This window comes from Cryptocyanus atlanticus LEGE 06306 (genome assembly GCF_056633155.1).
Genome location: NZ_JBSJOZ010000005.1, coordinates 70,662 through 94,998, shown reverse-complemented (window position 1 = coordinate 94,998; position 24,337 = coordinate 70,662). Strand labels below are relative to the sequence as shown.

The 24,337-nt window shown below is 68.7% G+C and carries 28 protein-coding genes and 1 tRNA gene; 12 read left to right on the top strand and 17 right to left on the bottom strand.

Annotation, left to right across the window (positions count from 1 at the left end):
- The first annotated feature begins 44 nt into the window (after positions 1-44).
- The gene (locus ACWJI7_RS07345; RefSeq protein ID WP_479936648.1) at positions 45-1,364 is read left to right on the top strand and encodes an aminopeptidase P N-terminal domain-containing protein; all 1,320 of its coding nucleotides are present in this window, start codon (positions 45-47) and stop codon (positions 1,362-1,364) included.
- Here ACWJI7_RS07345 and ACWJI7_RS07340 read toward each other — a convergent pair.
- Positions 1,336-2,106 (bottom strand): TIGR01548 family HAD-type hydrolase, encoded by a 771-nt coding sequence (locus tag ACWJI7_RS07340; protein ID WP_479936645.1) that lies wholly within the window; start codon positions 2,104-2,106, stop codon positions 1,336-1,338. The genes ACWJI7_RS07345 and ACWJI7_RS07340 overlap by 29 nt on opposite strands.
- Positions 2,107-2,192: 86 nt before the next feature.
- Here ACWJI7_RS07340 and ACWJI7_RS07335 point away from each other — a divergent pair, with 86 nt between their 5' ends.
- Positions 2,193-2,735: a 30S ribosomal protein PSRP-3 gene (locus ACWJI7_RS07335; protein ID WP_479936643.1), complete on the top strand. Its 543-nt coding sequence runs from the start codon at positions 2,193-2,195 to the stop codon at positions 2,733-2,735.
- A 184-nt stretch (positions 2,736-2,919) separates the two neighbouring features.
- Here ACWJI7_RS07335 and atpC read toward each other — a convergent pair whose 3' ends face one another.
- On the bottom strand, positions 2,920-3,333 hold the full coding sequence (gene atpC / locus ACWJI7_RS07330; protein ID WP_479936642.1) for an ATP synthase F1 subunit epsilon: 414 nt from the start codon (positions 3,331-3,333) through the stop codon (positions 2,920-2,922).
- Between the two features lie 41 nt (positions 3,334-3,374).
- Entirely contained in the window at positions 3,375-4,850 is a 1,476-nt protein-coding gene (gene atpD / locus ACWJI7_RS07325) for a F0F1 ATP synthase subunit beta (RefSeq protein WP_479936640.1), read from the bottom strand.
- Between the two features lie 266 nt (positions 4,851-5,116).
- On the opposite strand from atpD, the gene groES reads away from it, so the two are divergent.
- Together groES and groL are read left to right on the top strand one after the other, a co-directional pair.
- The gene (gene groES, locus ACWJI7_RS07320; protein ID WP_479936638.1) at positions 5,117-5,428 is read left to right on the top strand and encodes a co-chaperone GroES; all 312 of its coding nucleotides are present in this window, start codon (positions 5,117-5,119) and stop codon (positions 5,426-5,428) included.
- Positions 5,429-5,542: 114 nt separating this feature from the next.
- Complete coding sequence (groL, locus tag ACWJI7_RS07315) at positions 5,543-7,177, top strand: chaperonin GroEL (RefSeq protein WP_479936636.1); 1,635 nt, start codon at positions 5,543-5,545, stop codon at positions 7,175-7,177.
- A 78-nt stretch (positions 7,178-7,255) separates the two neighbouring features.
- On the opposite strand, the gene msrB is transcribed toward groL, so the two are convergent.
- The 3 genes from msrB to gpmI form a co-directional block, all read right to left on the bottom strand.
- Positions 7,256-7,735 carry a peptide-methionine (R)-S-oxide reductase MsrB gene (gene msrB / locus ACWJI7_RS07310; RefSeq protein WP_479936913.1) on the bottom strand — a complete coding sequence of 160 codons (480 nt, stop codon included), beginning with the start codon at positions 7,733-7,735 and terminating at the stop codon, positions 7,256-7,258.
- 73 nt (positions 7,736-7,808) lie between these two features.
- Positions 7,809-8,039 carry a preprotein translocase subunit SecG gene (gene secG, locus ACWJI7_RS07305; protein ID WP_479936634.1) on the bottom strand — a complete coding sequence of 77 codons (231 nt, stop codon included), beginning with the start codon at positions 8,037-8,039 and terminating at the stop codon, positions 7,809-7,811.
- Between the two features lie 58 nt (positions 8,040-8,097).
- On the bottom strand, positions 8,098-9,669 hold the full coding sequence (gene gpmI / locus ACWJI7_RS07300) for a 2,3-bisphosphoglycerate-independent phosphoglycerate mutase (protein WP_479936911.1): 1,572 nt from the start codon (positions 9,667-9,669) through the stop codon (positions 8,098-8,100).
- Positions 9,670-9,918: 249 nt separating this feature from the next.
- Between gpmI and pyrR the strand changes: the two genes are divergently transcribed.
- Positions 9,919-10,482, top strand: a complete 564-nt coding sequence (pyrR, locus tag ACWJI7_RS07295; protein WP_479936632.1) for a bifunctional pyr operon transcriptional regulator/uracil phosphoribosyltransferase PyrR — start codon at positions 9,919-9,921, stop codon at positions 10,480-10,482.
- A 9-nt stretch (positions 10,483-10,491) separates the two neighbouring features.
- Here the strand turns inward: pyrR and ACWJI7_RS07290 are convergent, their stop codons facing one another.
- From ACWJI7_RS07290 to ACWJI7_RS07280, 3 genes are all read right to left on the bottom strand, one after another.
- Complete coding sequence (locus ACWJI7_RS07290; RefSeq protein WP_479936631.1) at positions 10,492-10,719, bottom strand: ferredoxin-thioredoxin reductase variable chain; 228 nt, start codon at positions 10,717-10,719, stop codon at positions 10,492-10,494.
- Between the two features lie 43 nt (positions 10,720-10,762).
- Positions 10,763-11,593 carry a hypothetical protein gene (locus tag ACWJI7_RS07285; protein ID WP_479936630.1) on the bottom strand — a complete coding sequence of 277 codons (831 nt, stop codon included), beginning with the start codon at positions 11,591-11,593 and terminating at the stop codon, positions 10,763-10,765.
- A gap of 112 nt (positions 11,594-11,705) precedes the next feature.
- A complete protein-coding gene (locus ACWJI7_RS07280) occupies positions 11,706-13,295 on the bottom strand; it encodes an Hsp70 family protein (RefSeq protein ID WP_479936628.1) in 1,590 nt (529 codons plus the stop codon).
- A gap of 112 nt (positions 13,296-13,407) precedes the next feature.
- Between ACWJI7_RS07280 and ACWJI7_RS07275 the strand changes: the two genes are divergently transcribed.
- The 3 genes from ACWJI7_RS07275 (at position 13,408) to ACWJI7_RS07265 (ending at position 14,694) form a co-directional block, all read left to right on the top strand.
- Positions 13,408-13,638 carry a DNA-directed RNA polymerase subunit omega gene (locus ACWJI7_RS07275; protein WP_479936626.1) on the top strand — a complete coding sequence of 77 codons (231 nt, stop codon included), beginning with the start codon at positions 13,408-13,410 and terminating at the stop codon, positions 13,636-13,638.
- Positions 13,639-13,668: 30 nt separating this feature from the next.
- On the top strand, positions 13,669-14,046 hold the full coding sequence (locus ACWJI7_RS07270) for a DUF1818 family protein (RefSeq protein ID WP_479936625.1): 378 nt from the start codon (positions 13,669-13,671) through the stop codon (positions 14,044-14,046).
- A 357-nt stretch (positions 14,047-14,403) separates the two neighbouring features.
- The gene (locus ACWJI7_RS07265) at positions 14,404-14,694 is read left to right on the top strand and encodes a DUF2811 domain-containing protein (RefSeq protein WP_479936623.1); all 291 of its coding nucleotides are present in this window, start codon (positions 14,404-14,406) and stop codon (positions 14,692-14,694) included.
- 7 nt (positions 14,695-14,701) lie between these two features.
- On the opposite strand, the gene ACWJI7_RS07260 is transcribed toward ACWJI7_RS07265, so the two are convergent.
- The 6 genes from ACWJI7_RS07260 to ACWJI7_RS07235 form a co-directional block, all read right to left on the bottom strand.
- Positions 14,702-15,439 carry a hypothetical protein gene (locus tag ACWJI7_RS07260; protein ID WP_479936621.1) on the bottom strand — a complete coding sequence of 246 codons (738 nt, stop codon included), beginning with the start codon at positions 15,437-15,439 and terminating at the stop codon, positions 14,702-14,704.
- Positions 15,436-15,897 (bottom strand): EVE domain-containing protein, encoded by a 462-nt coding sequence (locus ACWJI7_RS07255; RefSeq protein WP_479936619.1) that lies wholly within the window; start codon positions 15,895-15,897, stop codon positions 15,436-15,438. The genes ACWJI7_RS07260 and ACWJI7_RS07255 overlap by 4 nt, the downstream gene beginning before the upstream one ends.
- A gap of 90 nt (positions 15,898-15,987) precedes the next feature.
- A complete protein-coding gene (murD, locus tag ACWJI7_RS07250; protein ID WP_479936617.1) occupies positions 15,988-17,415 on the bottom strand; it encodes a UDP-N-acetylmuramoyl-L-alanine--D-glutamate ligase in 1,428 nt (475 codons plus the stop codon).
- 28 nt (positions 17,416-17,443) lie between these two features.
- Positions 17,444-17,515, bottom strand: a tRNA-Val gene (locus tag ACWJI7_RS07245).
- Between the two features lie 165 nt (positions 17,516-17,680).
- On the bottom strand, positions 17,681-18,544 hold the full coding sequence (locus ACWJI7_RS07240; protein ID WP_479936615.1) for a photosystem II electron transport protein, Sll1252 family: 864 nt from the start codon (positions 18,542-18,544) through the stop codon (positions 17,681-17,683).
- On the bottom strand, positions 18,541-19,044 hold the full coding sequence (locus tag ACWJI7_RS07235) for a hypothetical protein (protein WP_479936613.1): 504 nt from the start codon (positions 19,042-19,044) through the stop codon (positions 18,541-18,543). Before ACWJI7_RS07235 ends, ACWJI7_RS07240 begins: the two co-directional genes overlap by 4 nt.
- A gap of 125 nt (positions 19,045-19,169) precedes the next feature.
- Between ACWJI7_RS07235 and serA the strand changes: the two genes are divergently transcribed.
- The 4 genes from serA (at position 19,170) to ACWJI7_RS07215 (ending at position 22,673) form a co-directional block, all read left to right on the top strand.
- A complete protein-coding gene (gene serA / locus ACWJI7_RS07230; protein WP_479936611.1) occupies positions 19,170-20,756 on the top strand; it encodes a phosphoglycerate dehydrogenase in 1,587 nt (528 codons plus the stop codon).
- Between the two features lie 13 nt (positions 20,757-20,769).
- Complete coding sequence (gene prmA / locus ACWJI7_RS07225; protein ID WP_479936609.1) at positions 20,770-21,735, top strand: 50S ribosomal protein L11 methyltransferase; 966 nt, start codon at positions 20,770-20,772, stop codon at positions 21,733-21,735.
- Between the two features lie 143 nt (positions 21,736-21,878).
- Positions 21,879-22,178: a ferredoxin gene (locus tag ACWJI7_RS07220; RefSeq protein WP_479936606.1), complete on the top strand. Its 300-nt coding sequence runs from the start codon at positions 21,879-21,881 to the stop codon at positions 22,176-22,178.
- A gap of 99 nt (positions 22,179-22,277) precedes the next feature.
- Positions 22,278-22,673 carry a hypothetical protein gene (locus ACWJI7_RS07215; protein ID WP_479936604.1) on the top strand — a complete coding sequence of 132 codons (396 nt, stop codon included), beginning with the start codon at positions 22,278-22,280 and terminating at the stop codon, positions 22,671-22,673.
- 51 nt (positions 22,674-22,724) lie between these two features.
- On the opposite strand, the gene psbV is transcribed toward ACWJI7_RS07215, so the two are convergent.
- Positions 22,725-23,246 (bottom strand): photosystem II cytochrome c-550, encoded by a 522-nt coding sequence (gene psbV, locus ACWJI7_RS07210; RefSeq protein WP_479936602.1) that lies wholly within the window; start codon positions 23,244-23,246, stop codon positions 22,725-22,727.
- 77 nt (positions 23,247-23,323) lie between these two features.
- Positions 23,324-24,313 (bottom strand): ribonuclease Z, encoded by a 990-nt coding sequence (locus ACWJI7_RS07205; protein ID WP_479936909.1) that lies wholly within the window; start codon positions 24,311-24,313, stop codon positions 23,324-23,326.
- Positions 24,314-24,337 lie beyond the last annotated feature (24 nt).

Below are 24,337 nucleotides of genomic sequence, written 5' to 3'. Positions count from 1 at the left end.
TTCAAAGGGGTGTGCCATCTTCTCGCTGTAGTGGCGTCCGATCCATGCTGATCCCCCCCGCCGAATTCCACCAGCGTCGGGCCCGCTTCCTGGAACGGCTCGGCGGACTGGCCGCCGTGATTCCGGCCGCCCCGCTGGTACGGCACCACGCCGATGTGGACCATCCCTTTCGCCAGCAGAGTGATTTCTGGTATCTCACCGGCTTCGACGAGCCGGGGGCGGTGGCCCTGTTCCTGCCCCACTGCCCCGACCATCCCTTCGTGCTGTTCGTGGAGCCCAGGGACCCGGCCGCGGAGGTCTGGAACGGGTTCCGCTGGGGCTGCGAAGGGGCTGTGGAGCAGTTCGGCGCCGATCTGGCCCATCCCCGCGCCGAGCTGGCCGAACACCTCGACGATTACCTCAGCGGGGCCGAGGGCATCGCCTTCCGGATCGGTCGGGACCCGAGGGTGGAACCGCTCGTGCTGCAGGCCTGGACCCGGCAGCTGGAGCGGGCACCCCGCAGTGGCCAGGCCGCCCAGGCGCTGGTCGCCCCCTGCCCGATCCTGCACGGGCTGCGGCTGCGCAAGAGCGCGGCGGAACTGGAGCGGATGCGGGAGGCGGCGCGGATCTCGGCCGAGGCCCACGAACTGGCCCGGCAGGTGGTGCGGCCGGGACTGAACGAACGGCAGATCCAGGCGGTGATTGAGCAGCATTTTCTCGAGCAGGGAGCCCGCGGCCCGGCCTACGGATCGATCGTGGCCGGTGGGGACAACGCCTGCGTGCTCCATTACACCGGCAACGACGCACTGCTGCGGGAGGGCGATCTGCTGCTGATCGATGCCGGCTGCAGCCTGCGCGACTACTACAACGGCGACATCACCCGCACCTTTCCGATCAGCGGCCGGTTCACTGCCGAGCAGCGTGCCCTCTACGACCTGGTGCTGGCGGCCCAGGAGGCGGCGATCGAGGCGGTGCGCCCGGGGGCCGACGCCGAGCAGGTCCATGGGGTGGCGGTGCGGGTGCTGGTGGAGGGGCTGGTGGAGCTGGGTCTGCTGCGGGGCTCACCGGAGGAGCTGATCGAGCAGGGGGCCTACCGGCACCTCTACATGCATCGCACCGGCCACTGGCTCGGGCTCGACGTCCACGACGTGGGGGCCTACCGGCTGGGCGAGCATCCCCAGCCGCTCGAAGCCGGCATGGTGCTCACCGTGGAGCCGGGTCTGTACGTCAGCGATCGCCTGCCGCGTCCCGAAGGACAGCCGGAGATCGCGGAGGGTTGGAAGGGCATCGGAATCCGCATCGAGGATGACGTGGCCGTCACGGCGGCTGGTCATGAGGTGCTGAGTGCGCCGGCGCTCAAGGCGGCGGTGGCGATGGAGCGCTGAAGGTGTCCAGCCAGGGCAGCAGCCAGCCGGGCTCCAGCTCGGCAGTGGAGGCCAGCACCCGATCGGCGCCGGCCGCCCTCAGGCCGGCTTCATAGGCGTCGCGCTGCCGGCCCATGCGGGGCTCCTGGAGATGGGGCGGGGCCACCGCGAGGCTGAGCAGGGTCTGATCGGGCCGGCGGCGGCGGGCCTGCTCCACGGTCAGCACGTCGGCCACGGTGTCCCCCAGGTAGGCGACCGGCGGCGCAGCGGGGCCGAGAGCGCCGCCGGCCAGCTCGGCGGCCAGCTGCAGCAGACCGCTGGGATCCGGCTTGTCGGGGGCGTCGCCCATGGCGATCAGCGGTGGATCGAGCAGCCCGAGGCGGTGGCCGAGCACGTAGCGGCAGGACGGAGGCTCAGCGCCACTGACGAATCCCCAGGCGATGCGGGCGTCGGTGAGGGCCTGAAAGAAGCCCGGCTCCACCAGCAGGGGCTCACTGCGGATGAACCCCCGCCAGTGGACCGGCTCGCCCCGGGGGTCTCCTCCGAAGTAGAAGCCACTGAACACGGCCACCAGCTCGTCGAAGCCCGGCAGAGGAGCGTGGCCGCACCGGCGCAGCAGTTCCAGGGCCGCCTGCCAGTCGTTGTTCCAGCGCCCCTCCCCCTTGAGGGCATCGATCTGGCTCGGCTCCGGGACCCAGCCGGCGTAATGATGCACGGTTTCGGCCAGGGCGCGGCGGTAGCTGCCCGCCACATCCCGAATCACCCCGTCAATGTCGAAGAGCAGAACCGCGCGGGGCTTCAGAGGGGGCTGGATCAGAGGCTGGTAGGTTACTTCTTTGTCTGTCTGCCTTGAGCGCCGAATCCATGACGGCCCCAGAGACCGCCGCTGCCGCATCCCCAGCTGCCGAGGCCGCCTCTGCTGGTGAGAGCACCGCCAGTGAAACCGACTCCCCGACCGCGCAGGCCACGCCCGCGGCGTCTGAGGCCGGTCCCACCAAGGGCCGTCCGGCGCTGCGTGGAGCGAGTGCCGCCCTGGCCACGGCCACGGTCGATGAGGATGGTGTGCCCTCCGGTCACACCCCCAAGGCGGATGAAGGGCGTTTCCTGCTGAAGATCCTCTGGCTTCCCGACAACGTCGCCCTCGCTGTGGATCAGATCGTTGGCGGGGGGCCCAGCCCCCTCTCAGCCTACTTCTTCTGGCCACGCGAAGATGCCTGGGAAACGCTCAAGGGTGAACTGGAAGCGAAATCCTGGATCACCGATAACGAGCGGGTGGAGATCCTCAACAAGGCCACCGAGGTGATCAACTACTGGCAGGAGGAAGGCAAGGGCAAGTCTCTGGACGAAGCCAAACTGAAGTTTCCGGACGTGACCTTCTGCGGTACCGCCTGAGAGTGAGATACGACCGGCCTGCCCACGGGACGGCCCCGGCCCCTCCGCACATCGAGCCGTTTCAGCCAGAGGCGCTCCCCAGGGGGCGCCTTTTTCGTGAATCCCTGGCAGGGAGTGGAGGAGCTCCGGTGGACGCTCCCCTCCGACCGCATCGGGGGGCCAGGAGGGGCTTCCCAGGGTAGGGCTAGGTTGTGGCGGTGCGGCTGGCCTGCACAAGGGCCCGGGCCCGGGCCAGGATCTGCTGAGCTCGGAGCTTTTCGGTGCTGGGCGGCTGTCCGACGAAGCCGGCCGCCACCTGCTCCGCCGCTTCGAGATCCCGGGCGGCTCGCTCGGGATCGATGCTGGTGCCGAGTTCGGCAGCGTTGACCAGAACGGTGATCTCATCGGCTTCGACTTCGGCAAAGCCACCCATCAGGGCGATGGAGCTCCAGTCCTTGCCGGCGCGGAGCCGCATCACGCCCACATCCAGGGCCGTGAGCATGGACACATGGCCGGTCAGGATGCCCAGCTGCCCGGAGGCGCTGGGGAGGATCACTTCATCAGCTGGGCCGTCGAACACGCTCTGATCCGGAGCGAGCACGCGGAGGTTGAGAGTCATGGGGGCGAATCCTCAGGACACGGGGAGTGGGAGCGGGGGCATCAACCCTTGGCTTCAGAGAGGATCTTCTGAGCCTTGGCGCGCACTTGGTCAACCGTACCGACCAGATAGAACGCCTGCTCGGGAAGGTCATCAAGCTCACCGGCCAGAATCATGTTGAACCCCTTGATGGTCTCCTCCAGTTTCACGTATTCGCCGCTCTGGCCGGTGAAGATCTCAGCGACGAAGAAGGGCTGGGAGAGGAACTTCTCGATCTTGCGGGCCCGGTCCACGGTGCGGCGGTCATCTTCGGAGAGTTCATCGAGACCCAGAATCGCAATGATGTCCTGAAGTTCCTTGTAACGCTGCAGGGTGGACTGCACGGCCCGGGCGGTGCGGTAGTGCTCATCACCCACAACAGCCGGCTGAAGCATGGTGCTGGTGGAGTCCAGCGGATCGACGGCTGGATAGATGCCCTTGGAGGCCAGACCCCGGCTCAGCACCGTGGTGGCGTCGAGGTGGGCAAAGGTGGTGGCGGGGGCTGGGTCCGTGAGATCGTCAGCGGGAACGTAGACCGCCTGGATGGAGGTGATCGAACCTTCCAGGGTGGAGGTGATGCGTTCCTGCAGTTCGCCCACGTCGGTGCCGAGGGTGGGCTGGTAGCCCACGGCGGAGGGCATGCGGCCCAGCAGGGCGCTCACTTCGGAGCCGGCCTGCACGAAGCGGAAGATGTTGTCAATGAACAGCAGCACGTCCTGCTTGTTCACATCACGGAAGTGTTCGGCCATGGTGAGCGCCGAGAGGCCGACCCGCATGCGGGCCCCGGGAGGCTCATTCATCTGGCCATAGCAGAGCGCCACCTTCGACTTGGAGAGGTCGTCGGAGTTGATCACTCCAGACTCCTTGAATTCCTCGTAGAGATCGTTGCCCTCGCGGGTGCGCTCCCCCACGCCACCGAACACGGATACGCCACCATGCTCCTTGGCGATGTTGTTGATCAGCTCCTGGATCAGCACGGTCTTACCGACGCCGGCACCCCCAAACAGGCCCACCTTGCCGCCCTGGCGGTAGGGGGCCAGCAGATCGATCACCTTGATGCCCGTTTCGAACACCTTGGGCTTGGTTTCCAACTCGGTGAGCTTGGGAGCTTCGCGGTGAATCGGCGACGTGAGGGTAGTGGAGACCGGACCCTGCTCGTCAACGGGCTCGCCGAGCACGTTGAAGATGCGACCCAGGGTGGCCTCACCCACGGGAACGCAGATGGGGGCCCCGGTGTCAAGCGCTTCCATGCCGCGCACCAGACCGTCGGTGCTACTCATGGCCACGGCGCGCACCCGGTGGTCACCGAGAAGTTGCTGCACTTCCGCCGTCAGGGCCACGTCCTGACCGGCCGAGTTGCGGCCCTCGATGCGCAGGGCATTGAAGATCCTCGGCAGCTTGCCGGCAGGAAATTCCACGTCCAGCACAGGACCGATCACCTGGCGGACGGTGCCCTTGGTGCCGGTGGTGACTCCGGAGGTGGCGGGTGCAGCAGCCATAGGTAAGGAGAAAGATCGCGGAGCGGGAGGCACACCCGCCAGAAGCGGCGCAACCTTACCACCGCCCGGGCGGAGCCGGCCCTGAACCGCGCCATGCGTACCCGGCTTCGGACCCTCTGGGACGGCGCCGGTTCGGACAACCGCACCGCCGGGGGATGGCGGCGCGGTCGGCCGCCCCCCTAATTTGGCACTCAGCGGCTACGAGTGCCAACTCGGTCGTTTCCGAGGCGTCTCCGGCGCCGCACTGTTCGCTCTTGAATGGATTCATGGCAGCTGTATCTCTGAGCGTCTCCACGGTCAAACCCCTTGGAGACCGCGTTTTCATCAAGGTGTCCGAATCGGACGAAAAAACGGCCGGTGGCATTTTCCTGCCCGATACCGCCCAGGAAAAGCCCCAGGTCGGTGAGGTCGTGCAGGTCGGCCCCGGCAAGCGCAGCGACGACGGAACCCGCCAGGCTCCGGAAGTGAGCGTTGGCGACAAGGTTCTCTACAGCAAGTACGCCGGCACCGACATCAAACTCGGTGGTGACGACTTTGTGCTCCTGTCCGAGAAGGACATCCTGGCCATCGTCAACTGATCGGGATCCTCCGCTGGAGCCCGTTTTCCACCGATAACAGGCTCAATCCTGGACCCATTCCGGTTTTCGCCTCCGCCTCAAGCTTCACCCCCTCAAGTAAGGACATCGCCTTCCATGGCCAAGCGCATCATCTACAACGAGAATGCCCGTCGGGCCCTCGAAAAGGGCATCGACATCCTGGCTGAAGCCGTTGCCGTCACCCTCGGCCCCAAGGGCCGCAACGTGGTGCTCGAGAAGAAATTCGGCGCCCCCCAGATCATCAACGACGGCGTCACGATCGCCAAGGAGATCGAACTCGAGGACCACATCGAGAACACCGGTGTGGCCCTGATCCGTCAGGCCGCCTCCAAGACCAACGACGCCGCCGGTGACGGCACCACCACCGCCACCGTCCTGGCCCACGCCATGGTCAAGGCGGGTCTGCGCAACGTGGCCGCCGGTGCCAACGCCATCACCCTCAAGAAGGGCATCGACAAGGCCTCCGACTTCCTCGTCAAGAAGATCGAGGAGCACGCCAAGCCGATCTCCGACTCCAACGCCATCGCCCAGGTGGGCACCATCTCCGCCGGCAACGACGAAGAAGTGGGCCAGATGATCGCCGACGCCATGGACAAGGTGGGCAAGGAGGGCGTGATCTCCCTGGAAGAAGGGAAGTCGATGACCACCGAACTGGAGGTCACCGAGGGCATGCGCTTCGACAAGGGCTACATCTCGCCCTATTTCGCCACCGACACCGAGCGGATGGAAGCGGTGCTCGAAGAGCCCTACATCCTGCTCACCGATAAGAAGATCGGCCTGGTGCAGGACCTGGTGCCCGTGCTCGAGCAGATCGCCCGCACCGGCAAGCCCCTGCTGATCATCGCTGAGGACATCGAGAAGGAAGCCCTCGCCACCCTGGTGGTGAACCGCCTGCGCGGCGTACTCAACGTGGCCGCCGTCAAGGCCCCCGGCTTCGGTGACCGCCGCAAGGCCATGCTCGAGGACATCGCCGTTCTCACCAACGGTCAGCTGATCACCGAGGACGCCGGCCTCAAGCTGGAGAACACCAAGCTGGAGATGCTGGGCACCTCCCGCCGCATCACCATCAACAAGGACACCACCACCATCGTGGCCGAAGGCAACGAGGTGGCGGTGAAGGCCCGCTGCGAGCAGATCCGCAAGCAGATGGACGAAACCGACTCCTCCTATGACAAGGAGAAGCTGCAGGAGCGTCTGGCCAAGCTGAGCGGCGGTGTGGCCGTGGTCAAGGTGGGCGCCGCCACCGAGACCGAGATGAAGGACAAGAAGCTGCGCCTGGAAGATGCCATCAACGCCACCAAGGCGGCCGTTGAGGAGGGCATCGTTCCCGGTGGTGGCACCACCCTGGCCCACCTGGCTCCCGCCCTCGAGGAGTGGGCCGCGGCCAACCTCTCCGGCGAGGAATTGATCGGCGCCACCATCGTGGCCTCCGCCCTCACCGCTCCGCTCAAGCGGATCGCCGAGAACGCCGGCGTCAACGGAGCCGTCGTGGCCGAGCACGTCAAGGGCATGCCCTTCAATGAGGGCTACAACGCCGCCACCGGCGACTATGTCGACATGCTGGCCGCCGGCATCGTGGATCCCGCCAAGGTGACCCGTTCGGGGCTGCAGAATGCCGCCTCGATCGCCGGCATGGTGCTCACCACCGAGTGCATCGTGGCTGACCTGCCCGAGAAGAAGGAAGCGGCTCCCGCCGGCGGCAGCGGCATGGGCGGCGACTTCGACTACTGATCCCGGCGCCAGGCGCTGAACGGGGGAGTGGTGGCTTCGGCCCCCACTCCCTTTTTTCATGGCCGTTCGTTCGTCGGCTCAGTCGGGCCGGAAGCTGAGGGCCACCCCGTTGTTGCAGTAGCGCTTGCCGGTGGGGCGCGGCCCATCGTCAAAGACATGGCCCTGGTGCCCGCCACAGCGACGGCAGTGGTACTCGGTGCGGGGCAGCAGCAGCTTGAAGTCCAGCCGGGTGCGGATCACGTCGGGCAGGGGCGTCCAGAAGCTTGGCCAGCCCGTGCCGCTGTCGTACTTGGCGGCGGAGCTGAACAGCGGCAACCGGCATCCGGCGCAGAGATAGGTGCCCTTCCGCTTCTCTCCGTTCAGGGGGCTGCTGAAGGGCCGCTCGGTGCCGTCACGGCGCAGCACCTCGAAGGCGGCCGGGCTCAGGCGTGTCTTCCACTCGGCCTCACTGAGGCGCCACTGGGGATCCGTGCCCGCGGCAGCGGCCTCAACCCGGGAGGCTCCCCACAGCGCCGGGACCAGCGCGGTGAGGGTGGCGAGCAAGCCGCGGCGGTTGATCGGATCCACGGAACGGGAGCGGAGGGGCGGAAGGAGATGGCCGAGCGGCCCGGACGCGCTGGTGCCTGGACCTTCAGCGCAACCAGCCGGCACTCAGCACGACCGCCAGGCCGAGAAAGAGCCCCAGCAGGGTCCAGCTGACCCGGTTGAGGGTGGCTTCGGCGCTGCGGGCACTGCTGAACATCGAGCCGCCACTGCTGGCCAGACCACCCATGCCGTCCCCTTTCGGGCTGTGGAGCAGAACACTCACGATCAGCAGGATGCCGACGGCGGACCAGAGCCAGGACAGAATCGTGATGACCATCGATTGAGCGTAACCAACGCCGGTGCCCACCGGATCTGCCGGCCCCACCCGCGTGCGCTCAGGCCTGGACGGCCTGGGGCACGGAGGGTTGGTGGGGTCGAGGAGCCGGCACCGGATCGATCAGGGACCGGCCCGTCATGCTGGTCGGTTGGGGCAGGCCCAGGATCTCCAGCAGGGTGGGGGCGATGTCGGCGAGGCCGCCTCCCTCGCGGAGGTGCACATCGCAGCCCTGGCCGGCGATCTTGCGCTGCTCGCCCTCCACCAGGATGACCGGAACCGGATTGGTGGTGTGGGCCGTCCAGGGGCGGCCGTCCTCCCCCTTCATCACCTCGGCATTGCCGTGGTCGGCCGTGATCAGCAGGGTGCCGCCCCGGCGGTTGGTGGCCTCCATCAGCCGGCCGACGCAGTGGTCGACCGTGGCGATCGCCTGGGTGGTGGCGTCCATCAGGCCGGTGTGTCCGACCATGTCGGGGTTGGCGTAATTGATCACCACCAGGGCGTAGATGCCCTTGTTGATCGAGGCAATGCAACTGTCGGTGAGCTGCTCCGCCGACATGGCCGGAGACTGGTCGTAGGTGGCCACCCGAGGAGAGGGGACCAGATGACGGTCCTCGCCGGGGAAGGGCTGCTCGATGCCCCCGTTGAGGAAATAGGTGACATGGGGGTATTTCTCGGTTTCGGCGGTGCGGAGCTGGCGCAGCCCCTGCTCCGAGACCACCTGGCCCAGCAGCCCATCGAGAGATTCCGGCGGGAAGGCCACCTGCACGGGCAGACCGGGCTCGTACTGGGTGAAGGTGACCAGATGGAGGGGGGAGATCCGCTCGCGGGAAAATCCATCGCAGCTGTCGAGCACCAACGAGCGGATCAGCTGACGCACCCGATCGGGGCGGAAATTGAAGCAGATCAGCCCATCCCCAGGCCTGAGGGCGCCGGGGGCCAGCCGCACGGGTTCGATGAATTCATCGTTGACACCATCGGCATAGGCGGCTTCGATGGCCCCTCGGGCGGTGAGCGGACTCATCACGGCCTCCTCGGTGAGGAGGTGGTACACCTTTTCGGTCCGCTCCCACCGGTTGTCGCGGTCCATCGCCCAGTAACGACCGCTGAGGGTGCTGATCCGGCCCACTCCGGCCGCCTGGATCTGGGCCTCGATGCACTCGATGAAGGCGATGGCGCTCTGGGGCGGGGTGTCACGGCCATCGGTGATGGCGTGGATGCAGACATCACGCAGACCGCGGCGGGCCGCCCAGGAGAGCAGACCTCCCAGATGGTCCAGATGGCTGTGAACGCCACCGTTGGAGCAGAGGCCCAGCAGATGCAGGGTGCCGCCATCGGCCAGCAGGCGATCGGCGAGCGCGTTGAGCGACGGATTGGCCGCCAGGCTGCCGTCCCGCACCGCCTTGCCGATCCTCACCAGCTCCTGGCGGATGATCCGGCCGGAACCGATCGTGAGATGGCCCACCTCCGAGTTCCCCATCTGGCCGTCGGGCAGGCCCACATCTCCGCCGCTGGCCTGAATCAGGGTGTGGGGATAGGCATGCCAGAGGGCATCCATCACCGGTGTGACGGCCGCGCGGATGGCGTTGTGTTGAGCCTCCTCGCGGTACCCCCAACCATCGAGAATGGCCAGAACGACTGGGGGGACGAAGGAATCGGACGACTGCCGGGAGCCGTGAACAGGCCCCTGGGTGAGGGTTCCGGATCCGTTGGCAGGTAATTCGTTCACCCTGTTTCTCGAATTGATCCGCTGACGGTCACCTGGGGCAGGCTACTCCCGGTCGGTGGATGCACTTCTGACCGGTGCTGACACGTCAGCTTTCCTGAACAGGTCAGCCCCGCAACCCGTCCTTAGCATGGGGAGCCGATGCCAGGGTGCGGCGTGGAGCCCCCAACCGTCTCACCCTCCAGCCCCCACCGGCTGGAGATCCTCTCCAGCCATGAGCTGAACCGCACCCTGCGGCGGCTGGCCTCCCAGGTGCTGGAGAGTGCCGTCGACAGTCGGCAGTTGCTTCTGCTGGGCATTCCCACCCGGGGGGTTGCCCTGGCCCGGGTGTTGGCCGATCAGGTGGAGATCAGCTGCGGGCATCCAATCGACCAGGGCAGCCTCGACCCCACCTTTCATCGAGACGACCTTGAGCGGGTGGGCACGCGCCTGGTCGCCGCCACCCATCTGCCGGCGATGATCGAGGGCCGCCGGATCGTGCTCGTCGATGATGTGATCTTCACGGGTCGCACGGTGCGGGCGGCGCTGGAAGCCCTCCACACCTGGGGGCGACCCGCCTCCGTCCGCCTGCTGGTGATGGTGGACCGGGGGCACCGGGAACTGCCGATCCAGCCCGATTTCTGCGGGCGGGTGGTGCCCACCAGCCGCCAGGAGTCGATTCAGCTGTGCCTGCGGGAGATCGACGGGGAGGAAGGGGTCTATCTGCTCAGGGACCCCTGAAGCAGGGGATCAGCCCCCGGGGAGGGGCTCAAGCTCATCGGCCCGGAAATGGGCGCGGTACCGACCGAAGCGAACAATGACGGGCAGGGTGGGACTGATCGGCCGCCCCTTCCAGTCCTCGAGCACCTGAAAGATCTCTCCCTCCGCGCCGAGCAGATCGAAGGCCTGGCCGCGATGGTCGGGGTGGGTGTACACCACCACGCTCTGGCAGACCCTCACCTGTTCTCCCGGCTTCATGGAGGCGATCCCTGGAACGGCCCAATCCTGTCACGGAGCGGTATCAACGACGGCAGGTCGTTTCCGGGCCGGCCTCGACCACGGTCCCGCCCAGATCCAGGCAGGCCTTGTTGAAGGCCTCCCACTCATCGAGACCACCGGCGAGATGCTTCTGAACAGCCGCGTCGAGAGCCGCGATCGGCACACTGTCCGGCAGGGCCTGGCCATGGCTGTGGTGCTCCTGCTCCTTGCTTCTCAGTCCGGCGATCGCGGTGTCGACCTGCTTCCGCAGGGCTGACGACGACTCTTTCCACCAGGGGTGATCGATGCGGTTGAGGGCGTCGAGGGCCTCCCACCAGCGCTGCTCGGCCACCAGCTTGCCGGCCCGCTCCTGCTGGAGCTTGTTCCTGGACCAATACGAGCGGAGACTGTCTCCCAGGGCCGTGCCATCTGGCCGCTGGTGCTCACCCATGGGCCGCAGCAGCGTCAGGGCTCCCTCCAGGTCGCCAGCCTCGAACCGCTCAAGGGCGCGGGTCTGGAGATCCTCCTGCCAGCTCCGCAACTGGAGGCGGTCGTCGGGGGAGACTGCGGCCGAATTGACCAGCAGGAGCTGCAGCTTGAGGGCTTCTCCATAGCGGGCGGACTCCCAGAGCTGCTCTGCCCGCAGCCGTCGGCAGCGGCCCTGCTCCCGGGGGGAGCGGCCACTCATCCACCGCAGGGCCTCCAGTTGATCGGCGTAGCGCAGGCAGTCGTCATAGCGACCCTGATCGGCCGCTTTCTCCAGGCGCACAGGCAACTGGGATTCCCACCACCAGGCCCCACCGGCGGCTGCCCCCACCAGTCCGAGGGTCAGGGCCAGCCAGAAGCGGGGAAGCCTGTGGCTGCGGAGGGCCAAGGGTTGGGTGCGGGGCGTCCCCTCCGTTCTATGGAGAACCCTTGCCCGGAAGGGTCGCCAGGGGGCAGCCCCGGCTGCGTCCACTGGGGTCGGGAGCAGGGGGCGGAGCGGGTCAGCGCACCGGCCCCAGGGGAAGGGGGGGGGTGGTCTGCTGGGTGAGCAGATCCTTCACTTCCAGGTGCAGCAGACCGTCGGCATCGATGCTGAAGCGCAGCCGCAGCCGGTCCAGCCCCTTCTCCCCGGGAGGATCGAGAACGAGGGCGGCCGGCTGCCGGCTCCAGGGCTCCAGCCGAGGCTCACCCGCTGGCCGCCGCCGAAGCTGGGGAAGCCCATCGACGAACACCACTTCGCTGCGTTCCTCCGCGCTGGGTTCCCCCAGGACGAATTCCAGCTGGCGCTGGTCATCACGGCTGCAGGCCAGCACGAGGTCGAGTGGGTGCTGGGTGGGCCAGCTCTGGCCCGCCAGGAAGAGGGGATGCCAGCGATGGGTGCCGCTGCGTTGGTCCCAGCAGCGCAGGGAGACCCCCCGGGCGAGCACATCCCGGAGACGCACGCCGGGGGTAAGGGCCAGGGCACCGAGGGCCACGGCCTCGATGGGGCGCTGATCCCGCAGGGGCACGGTGCCGAGGCGCTCCTGGAGCCAGCGCCGGATCAGGGGCATCCGGCTGGTGCCGCCCACCGGCAGGATGGCGTCGATGTCGCCCAGGACCAGTCCCCGAGCGCGGGCGGACGCCAGCACCCGCTCCAGCAGGTCGTCGAGCAGATCCAGCAGACCCCGCTCCCGCAGCAGGGCATCGAGGCGATCCCGGTCCAGCCGCAGCTCCCGGCTGCCGAACCCGGGCGCACTCCAGACCGCGATCGCGGTCTCCTCCCGGCTCAGGGTGCATTTGATCTGTTCGGCGATCTCCAGCAGGGCCCCCTCCGCCGGCAGATCGGAGCCGAGCACCTGGGCGATCCAGCGATCGATGTCCCGGCCACCGAGGGCCACCCCCGCCTTGCCCAGCACCTCAGCGCAGCGCAGCGCCTGACGGCTGCTGTCGAGATCACGGCCGGCGAAGCGCAGCAACTGGGCGATCGGAGCCGCACGGCCTTCGCCCCCCTGGAGAGCCACCAGGGAGAGATCGATGGTGCCGCCGCCCAGATCCACCACCAGCACCTTGCTGCCCGGCGGCAGGCCGGCACCGATGGCGGCGGCGGTGGGTTCGTCCACCAGGGCCACCTCCTCCACCGGCAGATGGCCGCTCAGCTGCTGCAACCACTGCCGGTAGCCCCGGTAGCCCTCGATGGGCGCGGTGAGCACCAACCGGGTGGGGGCCAGCGCCGCCGGCAGGTCGTCCCAGAGACGGCGCAACAGCAGGCTGCCCGCCTGCTCGGGGCTGAGTAGCGCGGGGGCCTCCCGGTTCCCCGGGGAACCGCCTGTCCGGCGGTCCCAGCGCTGGTCTTCCCCGATCCGGCGCTTGAAGTCACGGCAGAGGCTGGGGCCGGGCACCGCAGCCAGCCCGGCGTCCACCACCTGGCGGCCGATCAGGGGACGATCGCTGCCGGGATCCGCCAGCCAGAGCAGGCTCGGCACCACGCAGGGATCGCCGGAGCTGTAGGGGGGGACGGCCACGAGCTGGGGGGCTCCGCCCTCGGCGGGCTGAAAGGCCAGCACCGTGGTGCTGCTGCCCAGATCGATCGCCAGGGTGCCGGGAGTGACCATCGTGGATGCGGCGGAACGGGGGATGGGCAGGGCCGGCAGTCGGGGACGGGGTACGCAGCCAGCCGGAACGCCGGCCGGCCTCGCCTAGGCTCAGGGCGATGGACAGGTCCTTATGTATACAGGCGCGATCGTGAATCCCAAGGAACTGGCCCAGCGGGCCGACAGTCTGATCCGGCAGTCGAGCAACCGCTATCTCACCACCGTGCGGATCGCGTTCCGCGCCAAGCAGCGCCGGTTCGATGACTTCGATGGCCTGCTGGAGGATTCGATGATCAAGCCGGTGCAGCGCGCCATCGTCGAGCTCAGCGATGAGCAGGATCAGCCCGACCTGCTTCCCGGCTGAGGGCCCCAGGCAGCCCCCGGGAGCGCTGCCATGACGCCGGGCGGCTACGCCGAGGACGGAGAGGGCTGGCGGCTGGCCTGGGAGGCCGGACGCCAGCCCTTTCCCCTGCTGATCGGTGGGGCGGGCTGGGCGGTCGAGCTGAGCGGGCCCGAAGCCGTCGCCCTGAGGGCGGGCGTGGCCACCCTGCTGGAGCAGCTGGAGGCGATCGCCGACCAGTTGCTGCCTGGGGAGTCCATCAGCCTGGAGCTGGAACGGGAGCTGTGCTGGCTGGGCCTGGAGGGTGATCGGCGGACCTGGGCGCTGCGCTTCGTGCTCTCCCCGCCGCCGGGGCAGCGGGCCGTCGAAGGCGGATGGGACGAGGCGGCGAGCGCCGAACTGGCGGCGGCGCTCACCCGGCTCCCCTTCTGAGAGCCCCGGCGGTGAGACCAGGACAGACTGCGGCGGCAATCAGCAGTGCTGATCAGGGCGCTCCTCCCCGGACTCCCCCCACCGGCACCGACCTTTTGCACAGGTTTTCCCCAGATCCCCCCGGCACGAACGGTTCCAGGAGCTGGGGCCTGGGGAGAACGGCACGGACCGAGGTTCTCCCCTTGACACCGGCCCCCAACGCCTTCAAGGGGACGGCCGGGCGTGCTCGACCCTGGCTTCGGAGACCGCCGGCCGTGGAGTCTCAGCGTGGGAGAGCCTGGTTCCGGCCGCGGCGCCCCGATTTGACGCCGACCGACCGGTGTGGGGAACTGGGCCTCCCAGCCGATGACCCAGCCCATGGACCCTGCCCCGGCCACCACCCCAGCGGACGTCGCAGCCACCCACCCCATCCCCCCGGCCGGCGCCAGCGCGGATGGGGTGGTGGTGAGCCTGCGGGCCGATGTGCCGGAGGCCCTGCTGGCCGCGATGGCCACCTTCATTGACGCCCATCCCAACTGGGACCAGTACCGCCTGTTCCAGGCGGCCCTGGCCGGCTTCCTCGTGCAGAACGGGCTGCAGAGCCGGGCGATCACCCGCTGCTACGTGACCAACATGTTTCAGCGAACCGGGGAAACGGGCCTGGTCTGAGGGTGGCTCAGGCCCCCGTGTCGCGGCTCTGCCGGTAGGCCGCCGCCAGGCTGCAGACCGACCACGGCACCGCGATGATCAGCCCCAGGCCCAGCATCAGCGCCCCCAGCAGGAGGATCGCAGCCAGCAGCAGCGCCAGAGCGAACTGCCGCCACCAGGCCGCGGCGTCCACGCTCTGACCCAGCCGGAATGCGGCGACGGGACCCAGCTCCCCCAGCACCGTGAACGGCAGATGGAACAGCTGGGCCACGGCGATGAACAGCACCACTCCGGAGCCGGCCAGCAGGAGCAGCAGCCCGAGTGTGGGTCGCACCAGGCTGGCGAGTCCGGCGGCCAGCCCCGTCAGCAGCAGGGTGACAAGCAGCACCAGCAGCAGCAGCAGGCCGACCCCCAGCAACCGCCGCAGGGCCGCTCCGTCCCAGCGAGCCAGATCGGCGAAGCGGGGTCGACGACCCTCAAGGGCCATCGCTCCCCCCCGCACCAGGCCGACGGACAGCCACAGACCGCTCGTCAGGCTGAGCGCCAGGCCCAGGGCGGCCACGATCAGCCAGAGGGTGATCGGCTCCTCGCCCTGCTCGAGGGCGTCCACGGCTCCGTTCTGAACCCGCTGGCCCAGCAGCTGGAGTCCGCCCGCCAGCAGGGTGAACCCCATGAACACCTGCGGACTGCGCCGAAACGCCCCCCAGCCCTGGGCCAGGGAGGCGCGGATCGGCAGCGGTGGGAGGGACCGGCCGACCGGCGTCACGGAGCCGGATCAAGCAGCGCGACCAATCGCGCCGCGGTGGCATCCGGCACCGGCAAGATCGACAGTCGGTTGCCCCGCCGCACCACCGCCAGTTCCTCCTCCGTGAACGTCTGACGCAGGGTGTCGAGAGCGAGCAGCCGGGGAAAGGTGCGCCGGTACCGGAGGCGGACGCAGTCCCAGCGGGGGGCCTCACGCCGGGAGGCGGGATCGCAATAGGCGGAATCCGGATCAAACTGGGTGGGATCGGTGATCCCGATCTCGACCACCTCCATCAGGCCGATGATGCCCGGGGGTTTGGCGTTGGAGTGATAAAAGAAGGCCAGATCACCCGGCTGCATGGCCCGCATGAAGTTACGGGCCTGGTAATTCCGGATGCCGTCCCAGAGGGTCGTCCCTTCCCGTTGGAGATGGTCAATCCCATAGACCTCCGGTTCGCTTTTCATCAACCAGTAGGCCATCACCGGATCCGCACCCTTGCGGGGCGAGGGTTCGAGGGTGCCCCAGTGTATCGAGCCCCTCTGGCGAAGTCGCCCTGCCCGGCGTGAGGATCAGTCTGCCGCATTCTCCGGGGCGGATCCCTGCACTCCGAGGGCGGCCACCAGCTGGCGGAAGTGTTCACCACGCGCCTCGAAATCGGTGTACTGATCGAAGCTGGCGCAGGCCGGTGAGAGCAGCACCGTGGAGCACCGGTGGGCCGCGGCCAGCCCCCGGGCCAGGGGCACGGCCTCGGCCAGCCCTTCCACCACGGTGACGCTGCCGCCGTACCCACTCTCCCGGAGCAGGGCCGCGAAGGCGTCCCGGGCGGCCCCGAACAGCACCACCGCGGCCGCCTGGCGCCCCAGGGCCTCCAGCCAGGCCTGCGGGTCTCCCTGCTTGGCCTCCCCCCCCGCCAGGGCGACCAATGGAGCGGCGAGGGCGGTCAGTCCGACTTCGGCGGCGGCGTAGTTGGTGGCCTTGCTGTCGTTGAACCAGGTCACTCCCGCCAGCTCGCGGATCCGCTCCAGCCGGTGGGGCACCCCCGGGAAGGACCGGAAGGCCGCTTCCATCACCGCCGGCTCAAGGCCCAGCTTCAGACCGGTGGCGGCAGCCAGCAGAAGATTCTGGCGGTTGTGGGCCCCAGGCATCCGCAGGCAGTCGGCCGGGAAGAGCGCACCGCCAGGTCCCCACACCAGGCCAGCCTCGATCCAGAGCAGGGGGCTGATGCAGCCGGGGAGGTGCTGACGGGGGCCGGCGCTGACCCACTCGGCCCGGTCCCAGCTGCTGGCCTGGGACCGCAGATCCGGATCATCCGCGTTCAGCAGCCGGGTGGTGGAACGCTCCAGCAGTCCCCGTTTGATCGAGCGGTACCGCTCGAGCGTGCCGTGGCGCTCGAGGTGATCGGGGGTGAGCGTCGTCCAGAGGCCGATGCGGGGAGCCAGCTCAGCCGAGGATTCGATCTGATAGCTGCTCAGTTCGGCCACCAGCCAGTCCGGGGCCCGAGCGCCGTTCTCGCGGCGCTCCAGAATCAGCTCGGCAGCAGACAGTCCCACGTTGCCGGCCATGGGGGCATCGAGGCCGGCCCGGCACAGCAGATGGCTGACCAGATGGGTGACCGTGGTCTTGCCGTTGGTGCCGGTGATCCCGATCCAGGGAATTCCCCGGCTCTCTTCCCAGGCGATCGAGAGCTCACCGCAGACCCGCACGCCCCGCCGGCGCAGCTCCTCCAGAACCGCATGGTCCCAGGGGATGCCTGGACTCACCACGACGGCACCGGGCCTCCGACCGAGGGCCTCGAAGCTGGTGATCGCCAGGGGGGTGCCCAGCATCACCTCGATGCCACTCGCGCGCAGGGTGCTGGAACGGTTCTCCAGATCCGGGGAGCGTCGACTCTCGAGGATCAGCACCCGGCCCCCGCGGGCCTTGAGCAGCCGGGCAGCGCCGGTGCCGGAGCGCGCCAGACCAACCACCACGGTGAAAGGCTCTGGCGACGGGGCCATCCGAACTCCTGCTTCCGCTGTAATTCAGTGGGCGATACTGGAATCGAACCAGTGACTCCTACCGTGTCAAGGTAGTGCTCTACCTCTGAGCTAATCGCCCGGTCACCCAGCCGGTTCACCAGGTGGAGATCAGCAGGTGAGATCACCCGGTTCGACCGGTCGGATGGATCCTCCGGACCGAACGCTTCTGATCGAGCTGTGAAACCTAGCAGTCAGCCTGGCCAGCCCCCTGGCGGAAAGGGCGGCGGCCACCGGCTCCGACCGCTCAGCTCCGCTGGAGCTCCAGCCGCCATCGCTCCCGTTTCGTGGCTTCGATCCCGAGCACGGTCAGTTCTCCTCGGTTCTCGAGCTGGACGCGATCCCCAGCCTGCAGCTCCCGGCTCGGGCTGCGGGCCCCCACCCAGTTGACCCGCACGGCTCCTTGACGGATCAGCCCGGCCATGCGGCTGCGGGAAACGCCGAACCCCGCCGAGGCAACGGCGTCCAGCCGCCTGGACGCCTCCACCGTGGTCAGACGCCGGGGCCGGGGTCGGCCGGGCGGCCGCAGTAGCTCGAGCGGCACCGGCTCCAGGTCCACCTCCACCCGGCGCACCAGCGCGGTAGTGCCCTGCAGCCGGGCGGCCAGGGCGGGCACCGTCACCAGTTGGGCGCCGCGATCACCGCGGATCCAGAGGTCCCCCAGCTCCGCCGCGGCCGCGCCCGCGCGGATCAGAGCGGCGCGAAACTCGGCCGCCTCGGCTGGATCGAAGAGGAAGTTGCCGCCCATCTCCAGGCCCACCAGGGCCGGACTCTCAAGGTCCGGCCCCTCCCCCCCCTGCCTGTCGGCCGCGGCTCCGGGAGCACCGGAGGCCGTGGCCAGCTCGGAGCGGCAGAGCCGCAGCCGGCAGCGCTCGGCCCCTTCCACCCCGCCATCGGCCAGCAACCGCAGCTCCTCGTACCCTCCGAGGCGCTCGAGGGCCTCCTCCCGCGCCGCCGCGGAGACGAAACCGGTCCAGAGCGGTTCCCAACGCCGCAGGACCTGCTCGGCCCGCTCGATCACCGCCGCCAGCTCCAGGGGCTGCCGGCTGTCCCGCAGCAGTTCCGCGCGGGGCAGCAGCGGATCCTTGGCGCCGGCGGATCCGGGCTTCAAGTTTCGGAGAGCCGCACGACGGCCTTCGGGCCGGCCTGCTGGATCACCGACCAGGGGATCTCCTGGCCGGCGGCGCTCTCCACAAGCAGCAGCCAGTTGCCTTCCTCGAGCCGGTTGCGCAGGCTGCGGATCCGGTCATCCTCCTCGGAACGGACACTGGCGGCGGCCGCATAACTGCCCATCCAGCCCGACCCCATGCCCAGCAGGCCGCCGATGACCGGCTCGCCATAGGGACCCGCGAAGGAAAAGGTGTGAAGGTCAGTGATGAAGGTGAACATCAGCCCGGCGAAGAAGCCGAACGGCATCAGCCAGCGCACCATGCTCCGCTGGCGGCGGCGACGGGCGAGGGCCGGGTTGAGGCGCTCCACCGAGTCCATGGCCGTTTCTCCATCACCCAGAGCCACCAGGCTGGCTGGGGCCGGGTCCAGGGCGGCGAGCTGGTCACGCAACCTGTGCAGCCGCTTGCGATCGGCCAGCACCACCACCACGCTCAAGGCCAAGGACCCTCGCCCCAAAGTGCTGATTCTCCCCGCTCGAGCGGGGAGGGCGTGGCCGCCGCTCACTACACTTCACCCCCGGCAGCCTCTGGCCCTGGTCCAGAGCTGGAATCCCTCTGCGCCGGGTCATGACGAAGGTTCTGGTTTCCGATCCCATCGACCAGACGGGCATCGACATCCTCTCTCAGGTGGCGCAGGTGGATGTGCGCACCGGACTGCCGCCGGAGCAGTTGCTGCAACTCATCGGGGACTACGACGCCCTGATGATCCGCTCCGGCACCCAGGTGACCGCTGAGATGATCGCGGCGGCGCCGCGGCTGAAGATCATCGGGCGGGCCGGGGTCGGGGTCGACAACGTGGACGTGCCGGCCGCCACCCAGCGGGGGGTGCTGGTGGTGAATTCACCGGAGGGCAACACGATCGCGGCGGCCGAGCACGCCCTGGCGATGATGCTCGCCCTTTCACGCCATGTGCCCCAGGCCCACCTCAGCACGATGGCGGGGGGCTGGGACCGCAAGAAGTACGTCGGCAACGAGCTCTACAAGAAGCGGCTGGGGGTGGTGGGCCTCGGCAAGATCGGCTCCCACGTGGCCCGGGTCGCCAAGGCCATGGGCATGGAGGTGCTGGCCTACGACCCCTTCATCTCCGCCGAGCGGGCCCAGCAGTTGCAGGTGCGGCTGATGGGGATCGGGCCGCTCTTCGCCGAAGCCGACTTCATCAGCCTGCACCTGCCCCGGACGCCGGAGACGGAGAACCTGGTCAACGCCGCCCTGCTGGCGACGATGAAGTCCACCGCCCGGCTGGTGAACTGTGCCCGGGGCGGCATCGTCGATGAGCAGGCCCTGGCTGACGCCCTTAACGCCGGCACGATCGCCGGCGCCGCCCTCGATGTGTACGCCAACGAACCCCTGGAGGCCGATTCACCGCTGCGGCGGGTGGACGATCGGCTGATCCTCACCCCCCATCTGGGGGCTTCCACCGAGGAGGCGCAGGAGAACGTGGCCATCGACGTGGCCGAGCAGATCCGCGATGTGCTGCTGGGCCTTCCCGCCCGCAGCGCCGTGAACATCCCAGGGCTCACTCCCGAGGTGATGGAGCGGCTCAAGCCCCACCTGCAGCTGGCGGAAACCCTCGGCCTGCTGCTGAGCCAGCTGGCGGGGGGCTCGGTCCAGGACATGGAGGTGCGGCTGCAGGGCGAGTTCGCCAGCCATCCCTCCCAGCCCCTGGTCGTCGCTTCGCTGAAGGGCCTGCTCACGAGCGCCCTGGGCGATCGGATCAACTACGTGAACGCCTCCCTGGAAGCGCGGAGCCGCGGCATCCATGTGCTGGAGGTGAAGGACGACGCCAGCCGCGATTTTGCCGGTGGCTCCCTCCAGCTCACCTGCCGGGGCGGCCAGGGACGCCACACCGTCACCGGCGCGGTGTTCGCCGACGGAGACCTGCGCATCACCACGATCGACGAGTTCCCCGTGAACGTGAGCCCGAGCCGGCACATGCTGATCACCCGTCACCGGGACATGCCCGGGATCATCGGCCACCTGGGTTCCCTGCTGGGCGAACACAACGTCAACATCGCCTCGATGCAGGTGGGGCGTCGCATCGTGCGGGGGGACGCCGTAATGGTGCTCAGCCTCGACGATCCGATTCCTCCCAGCCTGCTCCTCTCGATCGGGAAGATCGACGGCATCCAGGAAGCCCATCCCGTCACGCTCTGATGGCGACGTCACGGTGCTGACCTCCCCCTCGCCGGCCTGGTGGCGACTGGAGATGGAGGCGCCCCACGAGCTGGAGGAGTCCCTGCTCTGGAAGCTGGAATCCCTCGGCATCCGGCGGCTGGCGATCCGATCCGAGCCCGCCACCCCGTGGCGCCATCAACTCCTGGCCTGGCTGCCGGAGGCGGACTGGCCGGCAGTGGAGCGGACGCGCCTGGCGGCCGATCTGGCCCCGCTCGCTGAGCCGTTCGGCCTGACCCTGCCCCCGCTCCACTGGCATCGGCAGGGCGAGGAGGACTGGAGCCAGAGCTGGAAGCAGCACTGGCAGGCCGATCCGGTGGGTGAGCGGCTGCTGATCCTGCCGGCCTGGCTGGACTGGCCGGCTGAGCATGCCGATCGTGCCGTGATCCGCATCGATCCCGGCAGTGCCTTCGGCACCGGCAGCCATCCCACCACCCGTCTCTGTCTGGAGGCGCTCGAGCGGATCGCCCCCCGGGGCCTGCGGGTGGCGGACCTGGGCTGCGGCAGCGGCATCCTCGGCCTGGGGGCGCTGCGCTTCGGGGCCGCCTCGGTGGCAGCCGTGGACATCGACCCGCTGGCGGTACGGGCCTGCCTCAGCAATGCCCGTCTGAACGGCGAACCCTTCGGTGGGGAGAGGCCGGGCGGGGAGGCGCCGCTGCGGGTGGCGGAGGGATCGGTGGAAGCTCTGGCGGGCCTGCTCGACGGGCAGCCGGCCGACCTGCTCCTCTGCAACATCCTGGCGCCGGTGATCAAGCAGCTCGCCCCCACGTTTCCCCTCGTACTCTCGGCCGAGGGGATCGGCCTGCTCAGCGGCCTGCTGGTGGACCAGGCACCGGCCCTGGAGGCGCACCTGGACGCTTTGGGCTGGTCGTGCTCGCTGGTGAGCTCCAGCGGCGTCTGGGGGCTGCTGGAGATCCATCGACGGCCAGGGGGCGCGGCGGTGGGCCCGGATGTTGCATAAATCACGCTTATGCGTGATCACCCTTTGATTGGGCTTCTCCGCTTCCTGGCCGTCAATCGCCGGGAAGCCCCCCTGTCGGATGTAGGACGGTGCGGTCCTACAGGCCCGGATCGTCCAGGAGCCTGTGAGCCCCAACCTTTTCCATGGCTTCCTACAAGGTCACCCTCATCAACGAGAGCGAAGGCCTCAACAAGACCATTGAGGTACCCGACGATCAGTACATTCTCGACGCCGCTGAAGAGCAGGGCATCGACCTTCCCTACTCCTGCCGGGCCGGCGCCTGCTCCACCTGCGCCGGCAAGCTCAGCAGCGGCACCGTCGACCAGTCGGACCAGAGCTTCCTGGACGACGACCAGATCGAGGCCGGTTTCGTGCTGACCTGTGTGGCGTACCCCACCTCCGACTGCACCATCAAGACCCACACCGAAGAAGAGCTCTACTGAGCTCGGGCCACCAGGTCATTCCCAGCCGGCGGGCCAAGGCGAGAGCCGTCCCGCTTGTCTGGATCCCCGTTCTCTGCCACCCTGCGGGGTGGCTTTTTCATGCCGTTGCAGGTTGACACCCTTCTCGAGCCCGGCAGCGAGCACAGCAGTCCGGGCGGGCAGTACAGCTTCCGGGTCCTGGGTCCCTGCTGCCGCCTCTTCGATCGCGAGGAATTGCCCTGGCCCTGCTGCCGGCTGGCCTGGCGCAGCAAGGAACCCAGCTGGAGGCGCATCGGCCGCCGCTTCGTGCCCGACCTGGCCTCCCGCCGCTGTCCCTCCTACGCGGTGGAGCTGCTCCAGCCCGGTTCCAGGCCCACCCGCACGGTCCTGACCCTCTTCCCCCAGCGGCTCAGTCCGGCCCTGCAGGAGTGGTGGTACAGCAAGCAGCCAGTCTCCTGGGCGGCCGGGAACCTCGCGCCGCTCCGGGCCCTGGCCGATCCGGCCGTCGGGACCTGAAGCCGGACGCTGCCGGTCGCTGCGACGACCTGCAGCGTCCGATGGGCGGAATCAGAAGTAGACCTTGCCGCCACCCCACTGGATCCCATTCACCTTGGGGGCCACCAGGATGTATCCGGCGATCAGACGCAGGTCATCGTCATCGAGATCACGCATCTTCACGAACACATCGCTGCTCCGCATGCTGGGATGCACGTCCGCGATGCTGTATTCGCCGTCGTAGGAGGTGGGGTCCTTGATGTAGTCGACCAGGGCATCGACCGAATCCCGCGGCGGGGTGGCCAGGGCGAGGGTCTCGGGATCGAGTCCCACGTTGTGGTTGGTCTTGGTGATGCCGCCGGCGTGGCAGGTGCCGCAGCTGTCGTTGAAGAGTTTGCGACCGGATTTGACCTCCGCCTCGCTGAAGGTCACCAGGCTGCCGTCGGGGGCGCCGGGCACGGTAAGCGTGGCGGTGTCCCATTGGGCGGCCTGGGCGTCTGTCACGGGAAGACCGAGCCAGAGCAGCAGCGCCACGGGCAGAACCAGCAGGGTCCGGGCAACCGCCCGACGGGCAGAGGAAAGGAAAGAGGCCATGTAGGGAGCCGGCGAAAAGGCGGTGGACACCGCACCCCAGACCTTGTATCACGGGGGAAGGGTCCGCCAGCCCGGAATCAAGAACTGTTGCAGGGATCACTCTCCCGCCGAGCCACCCCCTCGGGGCCGGGGGTCACATCGATGCTGAGGAAATCCCTGGCCACCAGAGTGTTCGCGAAGATTGAACGGGCCTCCTCCACCAGATCCTCCGGAGTGACCGCATTGCCGGCCACATAGCGAGGGCTCAGATGGGTGAGCACCAGTTGCTTCACCCCGGCCAGCGCCGCCGTCTGGGCGGCCATGGTGCTGGTGGAATGCTGGCGCTGGAAGGCGAGTTCGGCCTCGGCATGGGCAAAGGTGGATTCGTGGATCAGCAGGTCGGCGCCCCGGGCCAGCTCCACCGCCGCCTCACAGAACACCGTGTCGGTGCAGTACACGACGCTGCAACCCGGCCGGGCCGGGCCGCAGAGCGCGGAGCCCCGAATGGTGCGGCCGTCCTCAAGGGTGATGGTGCGGCCGGCCTTGAGTTCGGCATAGAGCGGCCCGGCGGGAATCCCCAGCTCCCGGGCCATCGCCACGTCGAAGCGACCCGGGCGCGGTTTCTGCTCAAAGCGGTAGGCGAAGGCCGGAATGCGATGGGTGAGGGGAGCGCAGCGCACCTGCAGGTCGCCATCGTCGAGCAGCACGGTGCCGGCGCTGGCCGCCTCCCGCACCCGGTGGATCCGCAGGGGGTAGCCAATGCGGGTGGACGAGGTGCGCAGTGCCCCGTCGAGGTACTCCCGCAGCGGATCGGGGCCATAGAGATCGACGCCGCCGCAGGAGCCCGCCAGACCGAGGCTGGCCAGAAGGCCCGGCAGCCCGAAGACGTGGTCCCCGTGCATGTGGGTGACGAAGATCCGCCGGAGCTGGGAGACCCGCAGTTCACTGCGCAGGAACTGATGCTGGGTTCCCTCGCCGCAGTCCAGGAGCCAGAGTTCGGCCCGCTGGGGAAGGCGCAGGGCCACGGCCGAGACATTACGGCCGCGGGTGGGCACACCCGAGCTGGTGCCGAGAAAGGTGACCTGCACACCACTGGCCTGTTTCGCGCATGC

Bases quoted from the DNA above. Each gene is read 5' to 3' on its own strand.
- ACWJI7_RS07345 (WP_479936648.1), top strand. From the start codon at position 45: ATGCTGATCCCCCCCGCCGAATTCCACCAGCGTCGGGCCCGCTTCCTG.
- serA (WP_479936611.1), top strand. From the start codon at position 19,170: ATGACGAAGGTTCTGGTTTCCGATCCCATCGACCAGACGGGCATCGAC.
- ACWJI7_RS07265 (WP_479936623.1), top strand. From the start codon at position 14,404: ATGGACCCTGCCCCGGCCACCACCCCAGCGGACGTCGCAGCCACCCAC.
- murD (WP_479936617.1), bottom strand. From the start codon at position 17,415: ATGGCCCCGTCGCCAGAGCCTTTCACCGTGGTGGTTGGTCTGGCGCGC.
- ACWJI7_RS07220 (WP_479936606.1), top strand. From the start codon at position 21,879: ATGGCTTCCTACAAGGTCACCCTCATCAACGAGAGCGAAGGCCTCAAC.
- ACWJI7_RS07290 (WP_479936631.1), bottom strand. From the start codon at position 10,719: ATGAAGCCGGGAGAACAGGTGAGGGTCTGCCAGAGCGTGGTGGTGTAC.
- secG (WP_479936634.1), bottom strand. From the start codon at position 8,039: ATGGTCATCACGATTCTGTCCTGGCTCTGGTCCGCCGTCGGCATCCTG.
- ACWJI7_RS07270 (WP_479936625.1), top strand. From the start codon at position 13,669: ATGACGCCGGGCGGCTACGCCGAGGACGGAGAGGGCTGGCGGCTGGCC.
- ACWJI7_RS07280 (WP_479936628.1), bottom strand. From the start codon at position 13,295: ATGGTCACTCCCGGCACCCTGGCGATCGATCTGGGCAGCAGCACCACG.
- atpC (WP_479936642.1), bottom strand. From the start codon at position 3,333: ATGACTCTCAACCTCCGCGTGCTCGCTCCGGATCAGAGCGTGTTCGAC.
- ACWJI7_RS07255 (WP_479936619.1), bottom strand. From the start codon at position 15,897: ATGGCCTACTGGTTGATGAAAAGCGAACCGGAGGTCTATGGGATTGAC.
- groES (WP_479936638.1), top strand. From the start codon at position 5,117: ATGGCAGCTGTATCTCTGAGCGTCTCCACGGTCAAACCCCTTGGAGAC.
- psbV (WP_479936602.1), bottom strand. From the start codon at position 23,246: ATGGCCTCTTTCCTTTCCTCTGCCCGTCGGGCGGTTGCCCGGACCCTG.
- ACWJI7_RS07215 (WP_479936604.1), top strand. From the start codon at position 22,278: ATGCCGTTGCAGGTTGACACCCTTCTCGAGCCCGGCAGCGAGCACAGC.
- groL (WP_479936636.1), top strand. From the start codon at position 5,543: ATGGCCAAGCGCATCATCTACAACGAGAATGCCCGTCGGGCCCTCGAA.
- atpD (WP_479936640.1), bottom strand. From the start codon at position 4,850: ATGGCTGCTGCACCCGCCACCTCCGGAGTCACCACCGGCACCAAGGGC.
- ACWJI7_RS07275 (WP_479936626.1), top strand. From the start codon at position 13,408: ATGTATACAGGCGCGATCGTGAATCCCAAGGAACTGGCCCAGCGGGCC.